The organism is Azospirillum tabaci (genome assembly GCF_014596085.1).
GTDB lineage: Bacteria > Pseudomonadota > Alphaproteobacteria > Azospirillales > Azospirillaceae > Azospirillum > Azospirillum tabaci.
In genome coordinates, this window is the sequence record NZ_JACCJY010000031.1 from 56,140 (window position 1) to 75,784 (window position 19,645).

The window sequence follows — 19,645 nt, forward strand, 5'->3', positions numbered from 1 at the left end:
TCAGGCCCTTTCCGTGCGGATCGAGAACAGGCCCTGGGGCCGGAACAGCAGGATCAGGATGACCAGGACGAAGCCGATGACGTCCACCATGCCCATGGAGACGTAGCCGCCCCACATCGCCTCGGCGACGCCCAGCAGCAGGCCCCCGGCGATGGCCCCGGCGAAGCTGCCCATGCCGCCGAGGATCACCACGACGAAGCTCTTCAGGCTGATGAGCCCGCCGACCGACGCCTGGGCCGAGTAGATGGAGGCCAGCAGCATCCCCGACAGCGCGGCCAGCGTGCAGCCCAGTGCGAAGGTGGCGGCGTAGACGTGGCCGGTGCGGATGCCGGCGAGGCTGGCCGCCATCGGGTCCTGGAAGGTGGCGCGCATCGCCGCCCCCAGCCGGGTCCGGCGGATCAGCAGATGGGCGCCGACGATCAGCGCGATGCCGACCGCCACGGCGAGCAGGCGCAGCTTGGTCACCGCGATCGGGCCGAAGAACAGCGGCCCCTCGGCCACAGCACCGGCCACCTTCATGGGCGCCGGGCCGACCAGCAGAAGCGTGCCGTTGACCAGGAAGATCGACAGGCCGATGGTCAGCAGGATGCCCGGCTCCTCACCCTGGCCGCGCACCCGCTCGATCAGGAAACGGTCGACCAGCCAGCCGACGGCGGCCATGAAGGCGGCGACCACGATCAGGCCGCTGAAGAAGTCGAGGCCCAGGTAATTGGTGACGAACCAGCCGCTGACCCCACCCAGCATGTAGAATTCGCCATGGGCGAAGTTGACCACGCGCATCAGGCCGAAGATCAGCGTCAGGCCGAGGGCGGAGAGCGCGTAGAACACGCCCATCACCAGCCCGTTGGCCAGGAACTGCGGAAAGAGATCCATGACGTTCTCGCAAAAGCAGGCCCGCACAAACGGTGCGTTGGATCGGTGCGCGCCGCGGGAACGGTGCCGTCACGGCAGCCCCGCGGCGCGTCCGCCGGTCAGTGCGGCGCGTCCACCGGGGTGGAGGCGATCACCTTCGGCTCGCCCTTCTCGATCCGCACCAGCACCGCGTCGAAGCCGTAGGCCTGGCCCTTGTCGGTGAACTTGTAGACGCCGTTCGGCGCCTCGTAGCTGGTCTTGGCGAGCGACGCCCGGATGGCCTCGGCGTCGGTGCCGCCGGCCCGCGCGATGGCCTGTCCGGCGATGTTCAGCGCGTTGTAGCCGGCGGCGCCGTACTTGCCGGGCTTGATGCCGTACTTCGCCTGATATTTCTGGACGAAGGCCTGGTTGCGCGGGGTGTCCATGCTGGAGGCGTAGGGGACGGCGGCGTGGATGCCCTCCGCGGCCTCGCCGGTCAGGTTGATGAAGTCGGCGGTGGCCCAGGAGCCGACGCCGAACACCTTGGTGTCCAGCCCCATCTCGCGGATCTGCTTGACCAGGATGGAACCGTCCTGCGTCTCCGCGGCGACGAACACGCCGTCCGGCTTGGCGGCGCGCAGCTTGGTCAGCAGCGTGAAGAAGTCGGTGGCGCCGTGGTCGAAATACTCGGTCAGCACCGTCTTGACGCCCAGCGCCGTCAGGTCGCGGGAGAATTCCTCGACCCCGCCGCGGCCCCAGTCGTCGTTGACGCCGATGTAGGCGACCTTGGTCAGCTTCAGGTCGTTGGCGAGGATCTTGGCGAAGGCTTCCGCCATCAGCGCGTCCGTCTCGGCGGCGCGGAAGAAGTAGGGGTTGCCCTGCTCCGTCAGGCTGGCCTTCGACGACACGCCGGTGATCAGCGGCAGCTTGTATTTCTGGGCCACCGGCATGATCGCCGCGGTGGCGGAGCTGCAGAAGGCGCCGACCAGCGTGACAACCTTGTCCTTCTGCACCAGCTTCTCGACGGCGTTGACCGAGTTGGCCGGGGTGCACTGGCCGTCCTCGACGATCAGTTCGATCTTCTTGCCGAGGACGCCCCCCGCGGCGTTCATTTCCTCGACGGCGAGCCGGGCGCCTTCCACCACGGACTTGCCGTTGTAGGCGACCGATCCGGTCAGCGGCTGGACCAGCCCGATCCTGACCGTGTCCTGCGCCTGCGCCGGAACCGACGCGGCGATGCCGGTCAACAGCAGGCCGCCCAGTACCACGTTTCTCATCTCTCCCTCCGCGTTCGACGGTGATGTCGCGATGACGGCGAATGACGATTCCCTGTCGGCGCCCCGCCGCTCTCGGCGTGGGCGCGTCGGCCCGTTGCGGGAACGCGTGCCGTCCGATGCGGCAACCGTTCCCGTGTTTTATTATACGGCCAATTAATTATGCAGGGATGCTAACGGTCGCGTCGCGGCGCTGTCAATCGCTTTTCCGACGAAGAGGGTTGGGGATTTTTTGCGGAAGTGTCCGGCGCGCCCCTCAGCGGAGCGCGTCGAGCGTGTCGGCGTTGGGGCAGAGCAGCGCGTGCTCCGGCCGCGTGCAGCCCTCGGCCAGCAGATGGCGGCAGGTGCGGGCGCTGCGGCAGAGCGCGCAGACGCGCTGCAGGTCGTTCATCAGGTCGGGGCGGTCCTGCTCCGCCGCGGCGCCGTCGACGCCGTGCAGCGCCATCGCGGCGGGCAGCAGCGCGCCGACATGGCCGGCGCGCAGCACGGCCGGGGCGGTCAGGTCGGTCAGTCCGGCGTCGGCCAGCACGCGGTCGCGGTCGTGCGGCGCCAGCGCCTGGAGCGCGTTCAGGGACCGCGCGCCGCGCCAGCCGCGCAGGAGTTTCGCGCACAGGCCCTCATGCGGCGCGGGGGCGGGGGTGGTCATGGGAGTCTCCGAAGCGGGTTATTAATCGCTCGATTAATATTCGCCATTGGAGCGCCCGGCGCCTTGATGTGGATCAGCCGCGCCCAGCTTTTGTCACGCCTGCTTTTGTCAGGGCGCCGGCCGAGTCCCGACGCAGCGCACGGCGTAGCGCCGGAAGCCGAAACCGGACTCGCCTTCGCACCGCTCCACCACGAAGGCCGCGCGCCTCGTGACGACGCGGCTTCCCGTGGTGAGCGGGGTGTCGTGCGCCAGCTCCAGCATCATGCGCTGCTGGCGCCGCGGGTGGGACAGCAACAGGGCGCGGGCCTTGCCCAGCCGCCGCCCCTCGGCGTCGCGGCAGCGGGCCGGGACCTCGAACATCCAGAAGGCGAGCGCGGCTTCGGACATGGGCGGAGTCCTCGTGGGATGGTGGGGTGTTCGGGTGCCGACGCTGCCCCCACCCCGGCCCTCCCCCGCTTCGCAGGGGAGGGAGATTTCTGCGAAGCGGCGGCAGTCCCCTCCCCTGCGAGAGCGGGGGAGGGTTAGGGTGGGGGCGAGTCCGCCGCCTTACGCCGCCACCGGAATCGGCTTGGGCAGCAGCGGGCTGTCCACCTCCTGCACCACGCCGTCGCGCAGCGAGAAGACTGGGACGATCATCTCCGGCGCGGTCACGCGCTCGCCACTGTTGTCGCTGAGCTGCCAGCGGCCGGCCTTGACCTCCAGCACCGCCACGTCGGCGGCCATGCCCGGAGTCAGCGCGCCGATCTCGTCGGCCATGCCCAGCATGGCGGCGGGGTTGCTGGTCACCGTCTTCAGCACGTCGCCCAGCGCCATGCCGAGCGTCAGCAGTTCGGTCATCGCGTGGGTCAGGCTGAAGGGGGCGACGCCGTAGAAGGGGTTGGCCTCGCGGTCGCCGCCGGCGCCCGCCGTCGGGGCCTTCACGTTGTAGCCGTGCAGGTCGGCGCCCAGCGTGTAGGGCAGGATGCCCGCCGCCAGCGTCCGCCGCGCCATCTCGAAGCTGAAATGCGAGCCGTGGCCGACGTCCACGGTCAGGCCGCGCTCCAGCGCCTTGTAGATGACCGGGTGCACCTCGCCGGTGCGGGTGGAGATGAAGCCGCCGGGATGCCGGGTGAAGGGATGGGCCAGGATGTCGCGCGAATCCAGAAGCGGGACCAGCTCCTCCACCAGCATGTCGGGATCGACGGCCTCGCCGCCCTCCACCTCCGGCCAGAGCTGGCCGAGATGGACGTAGAGCGGCACGCCGATGCCGTCCGCGATGCGCTTGGCCTGCTTGATGACGTCCAGCCCCCAGCGCGAGGCGCCGCCGACCTCCGCATGGGCCTTGATGCCCTTCACGATGTCCCGGTTCTCGCGCCCGACGCGGATGGTGGCGTCCACGTCGACGCAATCCGGGCGGTAGAGCTGCGGGTAATAGTGGCCCTCCAGCCCGCCGACCAGATAGGCCGACAGGAAGCACAGCGTGCGCGAGCGCGCCGGCTCGGCGATGAAGCGGCGGAAGGCCGGCAGGGTCATCAGGCTCGGCCCGCCCTGATCGACCAGCGTCGACACGCCGGAGCGCACGCCCACCATGTCCGGGTTCAGCCCGAAGCGCCCGGTGACCTTTTCGAAGACGTGCGCGTGGGTGTCGATCAGGCCCGGCGTCACGAGCTTTCCGGAGACATCAAGGATGGTGTCGGCGGCATCGTCGGGCAGCCGTTCCGCCACCGCCGCGATGCGGCCCTTCGCGACCGCCAGATCGCCGACCAGATCCACCCCGTTGGCCGGATCGAGAATCCGTCCGCCGCGGAGCACGAGGTCGAACGTGTGCGTCTCTGACATAACCCACCTTCTTGCGCTGATTTTTATCTGGCCGCTTCTTCAGCAAGGCGCATGCCAGGGCCGGAATGATTCGTTGGGGTGCGCAAAACTTCAGCATACTGACGATTGACCGTCCGTTGGGCACTCGGTGGTCAAAATACGCACAATACGGCATACCACGGCATGCCCCGGCGGGCGTCCGGCAGGCCATATTCCGCAGTATACTGACGATTTCCGGACCGGCGGCGTGGCGCGCCACCGTGCCGCCGATTTGTGCACGAACAAAGAAGCCTAGGCGGAAACCGTGGGTTTTGACGGGCTTCGAAGGCCGGTTGCGACCGCCGCGGCGTGGCATGAACCGGCCATCCGCCGGTGCCGCCATATCATCAGCATACTGATTAGTGCCCGCGCGGCAGGCAAACGTTGCGCAGGAATCAAGCGGAGAGCCATAACGCCCGAAATTCACGATTATTGATTGTTTTTCAAAAAGATAGCCTGCGTCCTCCCGAGGTTGCGCCGTCCCTTCTTCAATCCGTTTGCCCAACATTAGGGCGATTCTCGGTCCTGGCGCCCCGCCGCGTCCGCTCTCCCACCGGACGGAAATGCGCAGTGCTCTGCCGTTTGGCACGGCGTTCGCAAAGGGATGGGAAACCAACGGAAAAAGTCGGATATCCATAAAGATGAGAGGGTTTCTTCGTGATGCGCGGCCTTCTTCCGTGAGGTTCCCATGCTGAACACGCCGCGCAGCCGCCGGGGAATGGTCACCTCCCCGCACCATCTCGCCAGCCAGGCCGGTCTCCAGATCCTGCGCGACGGCGGCACCGCCGTCGAGGCGGCGGTCGCGGTCGCCGCGGCGCTGGCCGTCGTCTACCCGCACATGACCGGCATCGGCGGCGACGGCTTCTGGCTGATCGCCGAGCCGGGGCGCGACCCCGTCGCCATCGACGCCTGCGGCGGGGCGGGCAAGGCCGTCTCGCTCGACCTCTACCGGCGCCACGGCCACGCCACCGTGCCCTGGCGCGGGCCGCTGGCGGCGAACACGGTCGCCGGCACCATCGACGGCTGGCGCGAGGCGTTGGCCGTCAGCGCCGGCTGGGCCGAGCCGCTGCCGCTCGCCCACATCCTGGACGAAGCCATCGCCCACGCCGAGCAGGGCATCCCGGTCACCGCCAGCCAGGAAGGGCTGACCCGCCAGAAGCTGCACGAGCTGAAGGACGTTCCCGGCTTCAAGGACACCTTCCTGCCGGGCGGCGCCGTGCCGCTGGAAGGCTCCACGCTGAAGCAGCCGGCGCTGGCCGCCACGCTGCGCCGGCTGGCGGCGGAGGGGCTGGACAGCTTCTACCGCGGGCCGCTCGCCGCCGTCATCGCGGCGGATCTGCAGCGCGCCGGCTCGCCGGTGGATGCGACGGATCTTGCAGCCCACGCGGCGCACCGCCGACCGGCCCTGTCGGTCGGCGTGCGCGGGGCGCGGCTGTTCAACCACCCGCCGCCGACGCAGGGTCTGGCCTCGCTGATGATCCTCGCGCTGTTCGACCGGCTGGGCGTGACGGAGGGCGAGGGCTTCGACCACGTCCACGGGCTGATCGAGGCGACCAAGCAGGCCTTCCTGGTGCGCGACCGCGAGGTTGGCGACCCGGCCTACATGGGGCGGGAGGCGCAGAGCTTCCTCGACAACGCCGTGCTGGACGGGCTGGCGGCGAACATCGACCGCGCCCGCGCGCTGCCCTGGCCCCATGTCGCCAAGCCCGGCGACACGGTGTGGCTGGGCGTGATCGACGGGCAGGGCCGCGCCGTCAGCATGATCCAGAGCGTCTATTTCGAATTCGGCTCCGGCCTGGTCCTGCCGGAGACCGGCATCACCTGGCAGAACCGCGGCGCCTCCTTCCGCCTGGCGGAGGATGGCTGGAACGCGCTGGCGCCGGGGCGCAAGCCCTTCCACACGCTGAACCCGGCGATGGCCCGCTTCGACGACGGGCGCAGCATGGTCTACGGCACCATGGGCGGGGAAGGGCAGCCGCAGACCCAGGCCGCCGTCTTCTCCCGCTACGCCATGTTCGGGCAGGGCCTGCAGGCCGCCGTCACGGCGCCGCGCTGGCTGCTCGGCCGCACCTGGGGCGAGGACAGCGTGACGCTGAAGCTGGAAAGCCGCTTCGACCCCGCCCTGGTCGCCGCCCTGCGCGACGCCGGGCACGAGGTCGAACTGCTCGACCCGTTCACGAGCACCATGGGGCATGCGGGCGCCATCGTCCGCCATGCCGACGGGACGCTGGAGGGGGCGACCGATCCCCGCAGCGACGGCGCGGTCGCCGCCTGGTGAGCACCATTGGGTGACCGCCACCGAGTGACTACCGCCGAATGACCGCCGACCTGACGGTTCAAATCAAGAAGAGGGGGCTAGACGACATGCGGACGATGAAGACCACGGCGTTGCTGCTGAGCGCCGCGCTGCTGGCGCCGGGCGTGGCCTTTGCGCAGGAGACGATCAAGATCGGCGTCACCCAGCCGCTGACCGGCGCGGTCGCCGCGTCGGGCAACTACGTCGCCAACGGCGCGCGGGTGGCGGAGGAGGTCGTGAACGCCAACGGCGGCGTTCTCGGCAAGAAGATCCAGCTGATCATCGAGGACAACAAGAGCAACCCGAAGGAGGCCGTCGCCTCCGCCGAGAAGCTGATCGTGCGCGACAAGGTCCCGGTGCTGATGGGCGCCTGGAGCTCGACCTTCACCCTGGCGGTGATGCCGAAGCTGGTGGAGTACGGCGTGCCGATGGTGGTGGAGACCTCCTCCTCGACCAAGATCACCACCTCGGGCAACCCGTGGGTCTTCCGCATCGCCCCGACCTCCGCCATGGAGGCCAAGTCCTTCGCGGAGAAGCTGGACCATTTCCAGCCGGCCATCCAGAAAGCCGATTTCCTGGCGGTGAACAACGACTTCGGCCGCGGCTCGGCGGACGAGTTCCGCAAGATGCTCCAGGCCAAGGGCGTCAAGATCGGCGTCACCGAGACGATGGCGCCGGAGGCCACCGACCTGTCGGCCCAGCTCTCCAGCATCAAGCAGTCGGGCGGCGACACGCTGTTCGTCACCACCGGCGTCGAGCAGATCACCCTGATCCTGAAGCAGGCCGCCGAGCTGCGCCTGCCGCACCGGATCATCACCAACGGCGGCTCCTCCTCCCCCGACCAGCTCATCGCGCAGGCGGGGGCGGCGGCGGACGGCGGCTACTTCACGCTGTTCTTCGCCCCCTGGTTCCCGGAGAAGGCCGTTCACCCGACGGTCGCCAAGACCTTCGTCGATGGCTGGAACAAGAAGGGCTACGACTTCGCCGGCCTGACCGAGGGCTACCGCGGCTATGACGGCATCATGACCATCGTGGAAGCCATCAAGAAAGCCGGCAAGGCCGAGCCGCAGGCCATCCGCGACGCGCTGTGGACCGTCAAGCTGGACGGCGTGAACGGCGACATCGCCTTCAAGAAGGACGGCCCGGAAGGCAAGGAGAGCGGCCAGAACGAGGCCAACGTCTACGTCGTCCAGGTGAAGGACGGCAAGGTGACGATGCCGTAAGGCCCTCCTTTCAAACGCCCGCGCCGAAGGCGTGGGAAGGGTGAGGGTACCGGCAAGGATCAACGCCTTGATCCTCGCGCGACCCTCACCCGTCGCCTTCGGCGCCACCCTCTCCCGGGACGGGAGAGGGGAAGTAAGGAGACACGCGGTGGAAGCGCATCTGCAGCACCTTTTGAACGCCGTGGTCCTGGGGGGGACCTACGCGCTGCTGGGAATCGGCCTGACGCTGATCTTCGGCATCATGCGCGTGGTCAACTTCACCCATGGCGAGCTTTACACCTTCGGCGCCTACATGGCCTACATGCTGGCCGGAATGATGGGGCTGAACTTCTTCATGTCCCTGGCGATGGCAGCATTGCTGGGCATGGCGCTGGGCGCGCTGATCGAATTCACGCTGCTGCGCCCGCTGAAGGGTGCGGACATCGACACCACCATGCTGGTGATGATCGGCGCCGGCATCGCCATGCAGGCCGGCGAGCAGCTCGTCTGGGGCGGTGTGGCGAAGTCCGTGCCCAGCCCCTTCCCGACCGAGCCGGTGGTGATCGGGTCGGTGTCGGTGGGCATGAACCGGCTGTTCGTCCTGGGCGTGGCGCTGCTGCTGCTGGGCGGCTTCTACCTGCTCATCAACCGGACCAAGCTGGGCGTCGCCATGCGCGCCACCTTCCAGGACCCGGACACGGCGGCGCTGATGGGCGTCAACCGCGGGCTGATGTACACGCTGACCTTCGCGCTCGGCTCCGGCCTCGCCGCCACGGCGGGAGCGCTGCTCGGCCCGATCTTCGTGGTCACGCCGACCATGGGCGATCTGGTGGCGCTGAAGGCCTTCGCCATCGTCATCCTGGGCGGGCTGGGCAACATCCCCGGCGCCACCATCGGCGGCTTCGTCCTGGCGCTCGCCGAGGAGTTCGGCGCCGGCTACCTGTCGTCGGGCTACCGCGACGCCATGGGCTTCCTGCTGATCATCGCCGTGCTGATCGTGCGGCCCCAGGGTCTCTTCGCCATGAAGGAGCGGATCGGATGACGACGCGTCTCCTCCCCTGGCTGTTCGTCCTGGTCATGGCGGTCGGGCCGCTGTGGCTGGGCGACCAGTACATCCTCTACGTCCTGACCTCGACCGGCATCTTCATCATCGGGGCGATGAGCCTGAACCTGCTGCTCGGCTACACCGGGCAGCTCAGCCTCGGCCACATCGCCTTCTTCGGCATCGGCGCCTACACCAGCGCGCTGCTGTCGCTGGGCTTCGACCTCGACCTCGGCGGGGCGGAACCCTTCGTGCTCGGGCCGCAGCCGGTGTGGGTCGCCTTCCTCGGCGGCATCCTGGTGGCGGCGCTGTTCGGCTTCCTGATCGGCAAGCTCGCCTTCCGGGTGCGCGGGGCCTACTTCGTCATCGTCACCATCAGCTTCGCCCAGGTCATGCGCATGGTCGCGCTGAATTGGGTGGACCTGACCGAGGGGCCGATGGCGCTGAACAACATCCCGCCGCTGTCGGTCTGGCTGCCGTGGGACGGGGTGATCCCGCTCTACAGGAAGGAATACAACTACCTTCTGGTGCTGGCGGTCGCGGTGGTCTGCTTCCTGGTGATCCAGCGGCTGGTGCAGTCGCGGGTGGGCCGGGCGCTGGTGGCGCTGCGCGAGAACGAGTCGCTGGCGCGCTCGGTCGGCATCGACGTGACGCGCTATCTGGTCGTCGCCACGGTGATCGCGGCGGGCATGGCCGGGGCGGCGGGCGGGCTCTACACCCACTACATCCGCATCGTCGACCCGGACGTCTTCATGTTCATCTACACGGTGACCATGGTCATCATGGTGGTGACGGGCGGCAAGGGCACGCTGGCCGGACCGATCGTCGGCGGCCTCGCCTTCGGCGTCCTGCCCGAGGTGCTGCGCGAGGTGGCGCGGCCCGAGGTGCAGTGGATCATCTACGGCGTCGCCATGATCGTGGTCGTCTTCTTCCTGCCGCAGGGCATCGTTCCGGCGGTCAAGAACTGGTTCGCCGGCCGCCGCAAGCGCGTCGCCGCCACGGCGCTGGGCCTGCGCAAGGAGACCTCGGCATGAGCCTCGCCCTCGACACCACCGACGCCCCGATTCTGGAAGTGCGCGAAGTCGCGGTTCACTTCAGCGGCCTGATCGCCATCGCCTCGATGAGCTTCGCCGTGCCGGAGGGGGAGATCGTCAGCCTGATCGGCCCCAACGGGGCGGGCAAGACGACCGCCTTCAACGTCATCACCGGCTTCCTGAAGCCGACCGGCGGCAAGGTGCTGTTCCGCGGCACCGACCTGACGCGCCTGTCCTCCAACCGCATCGCGGGCCTGGGCGTCGTGCGCACCTTCCAGCGCACCAGCATCTTCGCCGGCTGCACCGTCTTCGACAACGTGCTGACCGGGATGCACCGGCAGGGCCGGGCGGAGACCTGGGGGGTGCTGCTGCGGCTCGCCTCCGTGCGGGCGGAGACGGAGCGGATGCGGGAGGCGGTGGCGGAGATCCTGGCCTTCGTCGGGCTGTCGCACCGCGCCGACGAGCTGGCCGGCAACCTCGCCTACGGCGAGCAGCGGTTGCTCGGCATCGCCATCGCGCTGGCCGCCGACCCGAAGCTGCTGCTGCTGGACGAACCTGCCGCCGGGCTGAACCCGTCGGAGACGGAGGCCTTCATGGGCGTCGTCCAGCGCATCCGCGATCGCGGCGTGACCATCCTGCTGGTGGAGCATGACATGCGCATGGTCATGACCATCTCCGACCGCGTGGTGGTGCTGAACCACGGGCGCATCATCGCCGAAGGCCCGCCGGAGGTCATCCGCGCCAACCCGGACGTGATCCAGGCTTACCTGGGCCAGGGGGTGAAGCATGCTAAAGGTTGAGGGGATCACCGTCTGCTACGGCCAGATTCCGGCGCTCCGCAACGTCTCGCTGACGGTGGAAGAAGGTGAGCTGGTCACCCTGATCGGCGCCAACGGGGCCGGCAAGACCACCACGCTGCGCGCCATCAGCGGCCTGCTGCCGCTGGCCTCGGGCCGCATCACCTTCGAAGGGCGGGAGATCGGCAACGCCGCGCCCCGCACGGTGCTGGCTCTCGGCGTGGCGCACTGTCCGGAGGGGCGGCGCGTCTTTCCCCACCTGACCGTGCGCGAGAATCTGGAGATGGGCGCCTATCTGCGCCGCGACCATCAGGCGGTGTCCCAGGACATGGAGCGGCTGTTCGACCGCTTCCCCCGCCTGAAGGAGCGGCTGAACCAGCCCGCCGGCACCATGTCGGGCGGCGAGCAGCAAATGCTGGCCATCGCGCGGGCGCTGATGTCGCGCCCGAAGATCGTGCTGTTCGACGAGCCGTCGCTGGGCCTCGCCCCCAACCTCGTGGAGCGCACCTTCGAGATCGTGTCGGACATCCGCCGGGAAGGGACCACCGTGCTGATGGTCGAGCAGAACGCCTACGCCGCGCTCGACATGTGCGACCGCGCCTACCTGCTTGAGAGCGGGCAGGTGATGGAGCAGGGCACCGGGCAGGCCATGCTCGCCAACGACCACATCCAGCGCGCCTATCTGGGCGGTTAAGAAAAAAGAGAGGGTCAGGGAATGGGAGAGGTTAGCACCGCCGGTTCCGGTGTCGGCGCCAGGGTCCGCCGCAAGGAGGACGACCGGCTGCTGCGCGGGCGGGGCCGCTTCGTCGGTGACATCGCCCTGGTCGGCATGAAGGAGCTGGCCTTCGTGCGCAGCCCGGTCGCCCACGCCACCATCACCGGCATCGAGATCCCGGAGGAGCACCGCGGCACCGTCTTCACCTGGGCGGATCTGGCTGCGGGCGGCGTCAAGCCGATCCGCGCCGTGTCGGGCCTGCCCGGCTTCAAGGTGTCGGAGCAGCCGGCGCTGGCTGATGGCAAGGTGCGCTTCGTCGGCGAGCCGGTGGCCGTCTGCGTCGCCGCCACCCGCGCCGAGGCCGAGGACATCGCCGCCTCCGTCTTCGTCGATTACGCCGAGCTGCCGGTGAATTCCGACATGCTGGAGGCGGTGACGCCGGGCGCGCCGAAGGTGCACGACCACTGGCCGGACAACGTCTTCCTGGAGACCAACGTCGGCGGGACCATCGCGGAGATCGCGGCCACCGCCCCGGTGAAGGTGTCGCGGACCATCCGCACGGCGCGCCAGTGCATGGTGCCGCTGGAGGGCAAGGGCGTGGTCGCCCACTGGGACCGCCACGTCGAGCAGCTCGTCCTGACCACCTCGACCCAGATGCCGCACATCGTGCGCGCCGGCCTGTCGGAATGCCTGGACCTCGACCAGGGCCTGATCCGCGTGGTGGCGCCCGACGTCGGCGGCGGCTTCGGCTGGAAGGGCCTGCTCCAGCCGGAGGAGATCGTGGCCGCCTGGATCGCCATGCGCCTCGACCGTCCTGTCCGCTGGACAGAGGACCGGCGGGAGCATCTGGTCGCCGCGGCCAACGCCCGTGAGCACCATTACGAGATCACCGCCTACGCCGACGCGCGCGGGCGGCTGCTGGGGATCGAGGCCGACGCCTGGGTCGATGCCGGGGCCTACTCCGTCTATCCCTTCTCAGCCTGCCTGGAGGCCGCACAGGTCGGCAGCATCCTGCCCGGCCCCTACGACTTCGCGCATTACCGCTGCCGCACCTTCTCCGTCTGCACCAACAAGCCGCCGATCGTTCCCTACCGCGGCGTGGCGCGCACCGGCGTGTGCTTCGCCATGGAGCAGATGATCGACGCCGTGGCCGACGCCGTGGGGCGGGAGCCGTGGCAGGTGCGGCTGGAAAACCTCGTCCCGCCGGAGAAGATGCCCTTCGACAACGTGACGAAGAAGCATTTCGACAGCGGAGACTATCCCGAATCCGTCCGCCGCGCCGTCGCCGCCATCGAACTGGACGGCTGGCGCGCCCGCCAGAAGGCGGGGGAAGCGGACGGCCGTCTGATCGGCGTCGGCTTCGCCACCTATTGCGAGCAGTCGGCCCACGGCACCGCCGTCTATCACGGCTGGGGCATCCCCATGGTGCCGGGGCACGAGCAGGCGCAGGCCCGCATCACCCCGGACGGCGGGCTGGAGCTGCGCGTCGGCGTGCAGTCGCACGGCCAGAGCATGGAGACCACCTTCGCCCAGGTCGCCCACGAGGTGCTGGGCATCCCGCTGGAGAAGATCAAGCTGGTGCACGGCGACACCGGCCTGACGCCCTATTCGACGGGCACCTGGGGGTCGCGCAGCATGGTCATGGCCGGCGGCGCCGTCGCCACGGCCTGCCGCACGCTGGCCGAGCGGCTGCGCAGGATCGGCGCGCATCTGATGCAGGCCGGTCCGGAAGCGGTGGTTCTGGAGGAAGGGTCGGTGAAGGCCGGGGCCGCCGCGGTGACCATCCGCGAGATCGCCCACACCTGGTACCGCGCGCCGCAGCTCCTTCCCGCCGACGTGGACCGCGGCGGGCTGGAGGTCACCGCCGGCTACAAGCCGGGCAGCGACCACGGCACCTTCTCCTACGCCACCCACGCCGTGGCGGTGGCCGTGGACCCGGAGATCGGGCAGGTCGAAATCCTCGACTACGTGGTGGTCGAGGATGCCGGGACCATGGTCAACCCAATGGTCGTCGACGGCCAGATCTACGGCGGCGTCGCCCAAGGCGTCGGCACCGCGCTCTACGAGCGGATGCCCTACGACGCGGAAGGCCAGCCGCTCGCCTCCACCTTTGCGGATTACCTGATCCCCGGTTTCACCGAGGTCCCGCACGTGAGGATCATCCACATGCTGACCCCCTCGCCCTACACCGAGTTCGGCGTGAAGGGCATCGGCGAGGGCGGCGCCATCGCCCCGCCGGCCGCGATCTGCAACGCCATCAACGACGCGCTGAAGCCGCTGGGAGTCACCGTGACGAACGCGCCGATGACGCCGGAGGTCATCCTTTGCGCCATCGCCGAAACGCGGGGTGCGGCATGAAGGCGGTCGATTTCGACTACGCGCAGCCAGCCACGCTCGACGCGGCGCTGGAGCTTCTGGCGCGCGAGGACGTGATGGTGCGGCCCGTCGCCGGTTCCCAGTCGCTCGGCCCCATGCTGAACCTGCGGCTGGCCCAGCCGGAGCTGCTGGTGGACATCACCCGCATCGCCGAGCTTCGGACGATCCGCCAGGAGGGTGACCGGCTGGTCATCGGGGCCTGCGTCACCCACGCGCGGCTGGAGGACGGCGACTACCCGGACGTGACGCGTGGCGTGCTTCCCAGCGTGGCGGCGGTGATCGCCTACCGCGCGGTGCGCAACCGCGGCACCATCGGCGGCAGCCTCGCCCACGCCGACCCGGCGGCGGACTGGGTGAACGTGCTGACCGCGCTCGGCGCCGACGTGGTGATCGCCGGCACAGGCGGGCGGCGCAGCGTGCCGATGACCGATTTCATCCTGGGCGTGTTCGAGACGGCGTTGCAGCCGGGTGAGATCGTCGCCGAAATCCATGTGCCCGCCCTCTCCGACCGGGCGCGCTGGGGCTACTACAAGGTCTGCCGCAAGACCGGCGAATTCTCCCACGCCACCGGCGCGGTGCTGATCGACCCGGCCCGCGGCGTCCAGCGCTGCGTCGCTGGGGCGACCTCCGGCAAGCCGGTGGTGATCGACGGCCCGGCCCTGTTCGCGGACGGCTGCACCGAGGCGGCGATGGCCGCGCATCTCGCCGGCAGCCCCGCCGCGGACGACCCCATCGCCCTTCGGACCCACACCGTCGCGCTGAAGCGCGCCATCGCGCAGGTGATGTCATGAGCACCCACGCCAAAACCATTTCCCTGACCATCAACGGCACGCGCGTCGAGGCCAGCGTGCCGCCGCGCCAGCATCTCGGCGACTTCCTGCGCGAGCGGGAGCTGCTGACCGGCACCCATCTGGGCTGCGAGCACGGCGTGTGCGGCGCCTGCACCATTCTGATCGATGGGGAGCCGGCGCGCTCCTGCATCACTTTCGCGGTGGCCTGCGACGGGCGGTCCGTCACCACGGTGGAGGGGTTGGACGACGACCCCGTCGCCGCGGAGCTGCGCGAGGCCTTCTCCGCCGAGCACGGGCTGCAGTGCGGCTTCTGCACGCCGGGGATGCTGGTGGCGGCGCGCGACGTGGTGCTGCGCCGCCCGGACGCCGACAACCCGGCGATCCGCACGGCGATGAGCGGCAACCTGTGTCGCTGCACCGGCTATGTCGGGATCGTCAACGCCATCCGCCGCGTCATCGACGCGCGCAACACGAACGCGGGGTAAGCCCATGCCGACCATGACCCAGACCCTTGCCGTCAACTTCCCGCGCGCCCGTGTCTGGCCGCTGCTCGGCGACGTGGAGCAGGTGATTTCCTGCATGCCCGGCGCCTCGCTGACCAAGCCGCGCGAGGGCGACCGGATCTTCGGGCAGATGCGCGTGAAGCTCGGCCCCATCGCCGCCGCCTTCGCCGGTGAGGGCACGCTGACGATGGACGCGGCGACCCACACCGGCGTCATCCACGGCCAGGGCACGGACCCCAAGAACAACTCCCGCGCCAAGGCCGACGTGACCTTTTCGGTTTTGGAAGAGGGTGCGGGGACGCGCATCGACCTGACCGTCGATTTCACCCTGACCGGCGTGCTGGCCCAGTTCAGCCGCGGCGCCATCGTGCAGGAGATCGCCAACCGCCTGACTGCCGAGTTCGCCCGCAACCTGGAAGCCAAGCTCGCCGCGACCGCCCCGGCGGCGGAAGAGGAGGCGGCGGCGTCCTCGGACGTGGTGGCTGCTCCGGCCCCGGAGCCCGCTCCCGAGCCCGCCACGGAATTGAACGCTGGCAATCTGCTGTGGAGCATGTTGAAGGATTGGCTGCGTGGCCTCTTCGGCGGTCGCTCTCTGCAAGACAACCACGGCCGTTCCCGATAATCCCTCTCCCGCCCCGGGAGAGGGAGGGGCCCACCGCGACGCGGTGGGAGGGTGAGGGTGCCGGCAAGACACCGCGCCTTGATTCTCGGCTTTACCCTCACCCGCCCGCTTTGCGGGCACCCTCTCCCGGGGCGGGAGAGGGGATTGCAGTGCCGTTTCCGAACGTGAGATTGACCATCCCATCATGCCCAACGACCCTCTGAACGCCTTCGTCCCCTACGGCCGGACCGAGGTCGCCGGAGCCGCAAGCGGTCCGCTGGCCGGGCTGCGCTTCGCGGTGAAGGACCTGTTCCACATCGCCGGTCTTCCCACCGGGGCCGGCAACCCGGATTGGCTGCGCACCCACGAGGTTCCGCGGGAGACCGCGCCCGCCGTGCAGCGGCTGCTCGACGCCGGGGCACGCATTGCCGGCAAGACCCTGACCGACGAGCTGGCCTGGAGCCTGGCCGGCGAGAACGCCCATTACGGCACCCCGGAAAACCCGCAGGCGCCGGGCCGCATCCCCGGCGGCTCCTCCAGCGGGTCGGCCGCCGCGGTGGCGGGCGGGGCGGTGGACTTCGCCATCGGGACGGACACCGGCGGGTCGGTCCGCCTGCCGGCGAGCTACTGCGGCCTCTATGGCATCCGGCCCACCCACGGGGCTGTTCCGCTGGACGGCTCCGTGCCGCTGGCGCCGAGCTTCGACACCGTGGGCTGGTTCGCGCGGGAGGCGGCGCTGCTCCGCCGCGTCGGGGCGGTGCTGCTGCCCCCGGCGCCCGATCTGGCCTTCCGCCGCCTGCTGGTCGCCGAGGACGCCTTCGCCATCGCCGGAGAGGCGGTGCGCACCGCTCTCGCCCCGGCCTTGGACCGGCTGTGCGAGCGGTTCGGGGGTGCGGAGACCGTGACGCTGGCCCCGGAGGGGCTGGACCAATGGCGTCCGGTCTTCCAGACGCTTCAGGCCGCCGAAGCCTGGGAGGCGCACGGCGCCTGGATCGCGGCGACGAAACCGACCTTCGGGCCGGGGGTGCGCGACCGCTTCGCCGCGGCGGCCACGCTCGACCCCGCCTTGGCCCGCGCGGCGGCGCAGACGCGGGCCGGCATCCGGCGGCGGATGGACGACCTGTTGGGAATGGACGGGCTCATCGTCCTGCCCAGCGCGCCGGGCATCGCGCCGCTGCGCGGTTCGTCGGGGGCGGCGGTGGACGCGGAGCGCGCTCGGGCGCTGGCGATCCTCTGCCCCGCCGGTCTGGCCGGTCTGCCGCAAATTTCCATCCCCGCGGCGCGGTTGGACGGCTGCCCGCTTGGTCTATCGCTGGTCGGCCCGCGCGGCAGCGATTCGACGCTTCTGACCATCGCCGAGGACCTGTTCCCATGACGCTTGAGATCAACATCCCCGAAGTGGTGGCCGAGGTCACCGCCGCCTTCGAGCGCTACGAGCGCGCGCTGACCGGCAACGACGTGGCGGTTCTGGACGAGCTGTTCTGGAAACACCCGGCGACCCTGCGCTACGGCGTGGGCGAGAACCTGTACGGCTACGACGCCATCGCCGCCTTCCGCCAGGGCCGCCCGGCGGCGGGGCTGGACCGGGTGTTGCGCAACACCGTCATCACCACCTATGGCCGCGACATGGCGACCGCCAACACCGAATTCACGCGTCCTTCCACGGAGCGTGTCGGACGGCAGAGCCATACGTGGGTCCGCATGCCCGAGGGCTGGCGGATCGTTGCGGCGCATGTGTCGCTGATGGGCTAGACGCCACGGCATTCCAGCCCGGTTGCCGATTTTCCGGCCCGCCGCCATCCTCTCTGATGCACCAACCTCGAAAACCCGCTCCGACGGACCGCCCGCGATGACATTAGACGACCCCTTGATCGAAGAGGCGTACCGCGTTCTGGCGGAGCGTCCCGGATTCCTCATCCGCCGCCTGCACCAGATCCACGTCGCCATGTTCATGGAGGAGTGCGCGGAGTTCAACATCACCCCCGTCCAGTACAGCGTGCTGACCGCCCTGGCGGAACGGCCCGACCTGGATCAGGTGACGCTGGGCGCCCAGATCGGCATCGACCGCACGACCACGGCGGGGGTGCTGGCGCGGCTGGCCGAGCGCGGGCTGATCCAGCGCCGGGCCAGCCCGGTGGACAAGCGCATGAAACTGGCCGCCATCACCGCGGAGGGCCGGAAGCTGCTGCGCCGCATGGACAAGAAGGCCCAGCGCGCCCACGACCGCACCATCGCGCCGCTGCCGAAGGAGGATCGGGCGGTCTTCCTGCGCTACCTGCTGCATCTGGTCGATGCCAGCAACGGCTACGGCCGCGCCCCGCTGCATTTGCCGTAACGGCACCGAAAACACCGAGAGAGTTGGGGATACACGCGATGAACGACGCCACCACGCGGGCTGTGGAGCGGATGCTGGCCGCCGATCCGGTGTGGACGGAGACCGGAACCGCCGGGGAGCGGATCGGGCTGGACCGCCACACGCTGCTGCACGCCGGACCGCCCTTCGCCGATCCGGCGGAGATCTGCCCGCCGATCTTCAACGCCGCCGCCGCCGCGCTGCTGTTCGAAGGCATGGCCGACGGCGTCGAGGAGGCCCGTGCCCTGGTGCGCAGCGGCGCCGTGACCCTGCGCCCGGCGCAGGATTTCGGCGTGGTCACCCCGCTCGCCGCCGTCGTGTCGCGGTCGATGTGGCTGCATGTGGTGGAGGATGCCGGCGGCTCGGGCGCCCGTGCCTACAGCCCGCTCAACGAGGGCGGTGGTCCCGCTCTGCGCTTCGGCATCGTCAGCGGGGCGGTGGTCGAGCGGCTGCGGCTGCTGCACGGCGCGGTCGGCCCGGCGCTGGCCGGGATCGGGCCGGTGGAGCTGGGTGGCATCGCATGCGAGGCGATGGAACAGGGGGACGAGCTGCACGGGCGCGTCGGCGTGGCCTCGGCGCTGCTGACCGAGACGCTGGTGTCGCGGCTGGGCGGGACCGGCGAGGTTTGCGCCTTCCTGAAGGAGGCCGGGCAGTTCTTCCTCAACCCCTGGATGGCCGCCTGCAAGGTGATGATGCTGGCCGCCGACGGCGTGCCGGGGGCGGCGCTGGTGACGGCGGCCGGCGGCAACGGGGTGCGCTTCGGGCTGCGCCTGTCGGGCATGATGGGCGAGGGCTGGGCGAGCGCGCCGGTGGCCGCGCCGCAGGGGCCGGACATCGGGGCTCCCGGCGGTGCTCCCCGCCCGCGCCTGCCGGCGATCGGGGACAGCGCCGTCATCGACGCGCTGGGCTTCGGGGCGCTGGCGCTCGACGCCGCCCCGCTGCTGCGGGCGGAGCTGGGGGGCGCCGCCGAAGCGGCCGTCGCGGCGGCGGACCGGCTGCTCTGCGCCGACCATCCCGTCCACGGGCGGCGCGTCGGGCTGGACGCCCGCGCCGTGTTGCTGGGCGGCCCGGTGCCCCCGGTCTGTCTGGCCGCCCTGCACGCGGCGGGGGAGGACGGGATCGTCGGGCGCGGCCTCGCCTGGCATCCGCCCTCCTGCCACGCCGAGGCGGTGGCCGCGGTGGATGCGCGGAGCCGCGCCGGTTTCCCGGAGGCTCCCGACCGTCGCGCCTGACGTCCGGGAGGGCCGGCGATGCCTATGGCGTCACAGCGCCTGCTGCAGCTCCGGCACCGCCTTGAAGAGGTCGGCGACGAGGCCGTAGTCGGCGACCTGGAAGATCGGCGCCTCCT

Annotated in this window: 19 protein-coding genes; 14 read left to right on the forward strand and 5 right to left on the reverse strand. The window is 70.1% G+C overall.

Annotation, left to right across the window (positions count from 1 at the left end):
• The 5 genes from H0B54_RS23675 to H0B54_RS23695 form a co-directional block, all read right to left on the reverse strand.
• Window positions 1-873, reverse strand: coding sequence for a branched-chain amino acid ABC transporter permease (locus tag H0B54_RS23675; RefSeq protein ID WP_014200179.1), 873 nt, complete (start codon window positions 871-873; stop codon window positions 1-3).
• 98 nt (window positions 874-971) lie between these two features.
• A complete protein-coding gene (locus H0B54_RS23680; RefSeq protein ID WP_137143100.1) occupies window positions 972-2,108 on the reverse strand; it encodes an ABC transporter substrate-binding protein in 1,137 nt (378 codons plus the stop codon).
• A gap of 253 nt (window positions 2,109-2,361) precedes the next feature.
• Window positions 2,362-2,751: a hypothetical protein gene (locus H0B54_RS23685; RefSeq protein ID WP_188262360.1), complete on the reverse strand. Its 390-nt coding sequence runs from the start codon at window positions 2,749-2,751 to the stop codon at window positions 2,362-2,364.
• Window positions 2,752-2,859: 108 nt separating this feature from the next.
• Complete coding sequence (locus H0B54_RS23690; protein ID WP_137107455.1) at window positions 2,860-3,138, reverse strand: hypothetical protein; 279 nt, start codon at window positions 3,136-3,138, stop codon at window positions 2,860-2,862.
• A 159-nt stretch (window positions 3,139-3,297) separates the two neighbouring features.
• Window positions 3,298-4,569, reverse strand: coding sequence for an amidohydrolase/deacetylase family metallohydrolase (locus tag H0B54_RS23695; protein WP_188262361.1), 1,272 nt, complete (start codon window positions 4,567-4,569; stop codon window positions 3,298-3,300).
• A 706-nt stretch (window positions 4,570-5,275) separates the two neighbouring features.
• On the opposite strand from H0B54_RS23695, the gene H0B54_RS23700 reads away from it, so the two are divergent.
• The 14 genes from H0B54_RS23700 to H0B54_RS23760 all read left to right on the forward strand — a co-directional run bounded on the left by H0B54_RS23700 (window position 5,276) and on the right by H0B54_RS23760 (window position 19,529).
• Window positions 5,276-6,865, forward strand: a complete 1,590-nt coding sequence (locus H0B54_RS23700) for a gamma-glutamyltransferase family protein (protein WP_188262362.1) — start codon at window positions 5,276-5,278, stop codon at window positions 6,863-6,865.
• An 86-nt stretch (window positions 6,866-6,951) separates the two neighbouring features.
• A complete protein-coding gene (locus H0B54_RS23705) occupies window positions 6,952-8,106 on the forward strand; it encodes an ABC transporter substrate-binding protein (RefSeq protein WP_188262363.1) in 1,155 nt (384 codons plus the stop codon).
• Between the two features lie 148 nt (window positions 8,107-8,254).
• Window positions 8,255-9,127: a branched-chain amino acid ABC transporter permease gene (locus H0B54_RS23710; RefSeq protein WP_094306999.1), complete on the forward strand. Its 873-nt coding sequence runs from the start codon at window positions 8,255-8,257 to the stop codon at window positions 9,125-9,127.
• Window positions 9,124-10,161 (forward strand): branched-chain amino acid ABC transporter permease, encoded by a 1,038-nt coding sequence (locus H0B54_RS23715; RefSeq protein ID WP_188262364.1) that lies wholly within the window; start codon window positions 9,124-9,126, stop codon window positions 10,159-10,161. The genes H0B54_RS23710 and H0B54_RS23715 overlap by 4 nt, the downstream gene beginning before the upstream one ends.
• Complete coding sequence (locus tag H0B54_RS23720; protein WP_188262365.1) at window positions 10,158-10,961, forward strand: ABC transporter ATP-binding protein; 804 nt, start codon at window positions 10,158-10,160, stop codon at window positions 10,959-10,961. The genes H0B54_RS23715 and H0B54_RS23720 overlap by 4 nt, the downstream gene beginning before the upstream one ends.
• Window positions 10,948-11,652, forward strand: a complete 705-nt coding sequence (locus tag H0B54_RS23725; protein WP_188262366.1) for an ABC transporter ATP-binding protein — start codon at window positions 10,948-10,950, stop codon at window positions 11,650-11,652. Before H0B54_RS23720 ends, H0B54_RS23725 begins: the two co-directional genes overlap by 14 nt.
• Before the next feature lie 21 nt (window positions 11,653-11,673).
• Window positions 11,674-14,031 carry a xanthine dehydrogenase family protein molybdopterin-binding subunit gene (locus H0B54_RS23730; protein WP_188262367.1) on the forward strand — a complete coding sequence of 786 codons (2,358 nt, stop codon included), beginning with the start codon at window positions 11,674-11,676 and terminating at the stop codon, window positions 14,029-14,031.
• Window positions 14,028-14,840 (forward strand): FAD binding domain-containing protein, encoded by an 813-nt coding sequence (locus tag H0B54_RS23735; protein WP_188262368.1) that lies wholly within the window; start codon window positions 14,028-14,030, stop codon window positions 14,838-14,840. The genes H0B54_RS23730 and H0B54_RS23735 overlap by 4 nt, the downstream gene beginning before the upstream one ends.
• A complete protein-coding gene (locus tag H0B54_RS29535) occupies window positions 14,837-15,325 on the forward strand; it encodes a (2Fe-2S)-binding protein (RefSeq protein ID WP_211109517.1) in 489 nt (162 codons plus the stop codon). The genes H0B54_RS23735 and H0B54_RS29535 overlap by 4 nt, the downstream gene beginning before the upstream one ends.
• Before the next feature lie 4 nt (window positions 15,326-15,329).
• Window positions 15,330-15,965, forward strand: a complete 636-nt coding sequence (locus H0B54_RS29540) for an SRPBCC family protein (protein ID WP_211109518.1) — start codon at window positions 15,330-15,332, stop codon at window positions 15,963-15,965.
• A gap of 184 nt (window positions 15,966-16,149) precedes the next feature.
• The gene (locus H0B54_RS23745; RefSeq protein WP_188262369.1) at window positions 16,150-17,319 is read left to right on the forward strand and encodes an amidase; all 1,170 of its coding nucleotides are present in this window, start codon (window positions 16,150-16,152) and stop codon (window positions 17,317-17,319) included.
• On the forward strand, window positions 17,316-17,696 hold the full coding sequence (hpxZ, locus tag H0B54_RS23750; protein ID WP_188262370.1) for an oxalurate catabolism protein HpxZ: 381 nt from the start codon (window positions 17,316-17,318) through the stop codon (window positions 17,694-17,696). Before H0B54_RS23745 ends, hpxZ begins: the two co-directional genes overlap by 4 nt.
• 97 nt (window positions 17,697-17,793) lie before the next feature.
• Window positions 17,794-18,279 (forward strand): MarR family winged helix-turn-helix transcriptional regulator, encoded by a 486-nt coding sequence (locus H0B54_RS23755; RefSeq protein WP_094307009.1) that lies wholly within the window; start codon window positions 17,794-17,796, stop codon window positions 18,277-18,279.
• 38 nt (window positions 18,280-18,317) lie between these two features.
• The gene (locus tag H0B54_RS23760; protein WP_188262371.1) at window positions 18,318-19,529 is read left to right on the forward strand and encodes a YlbE family protein; all 1,212 of its coding nucleotides are present in this window, start codon (window positions 18,318-18,320) and stop codon (window positions 19,527-19,529) included.
• Window positions 19,530-19,645 lie beyond the last annotated feature (116 nt).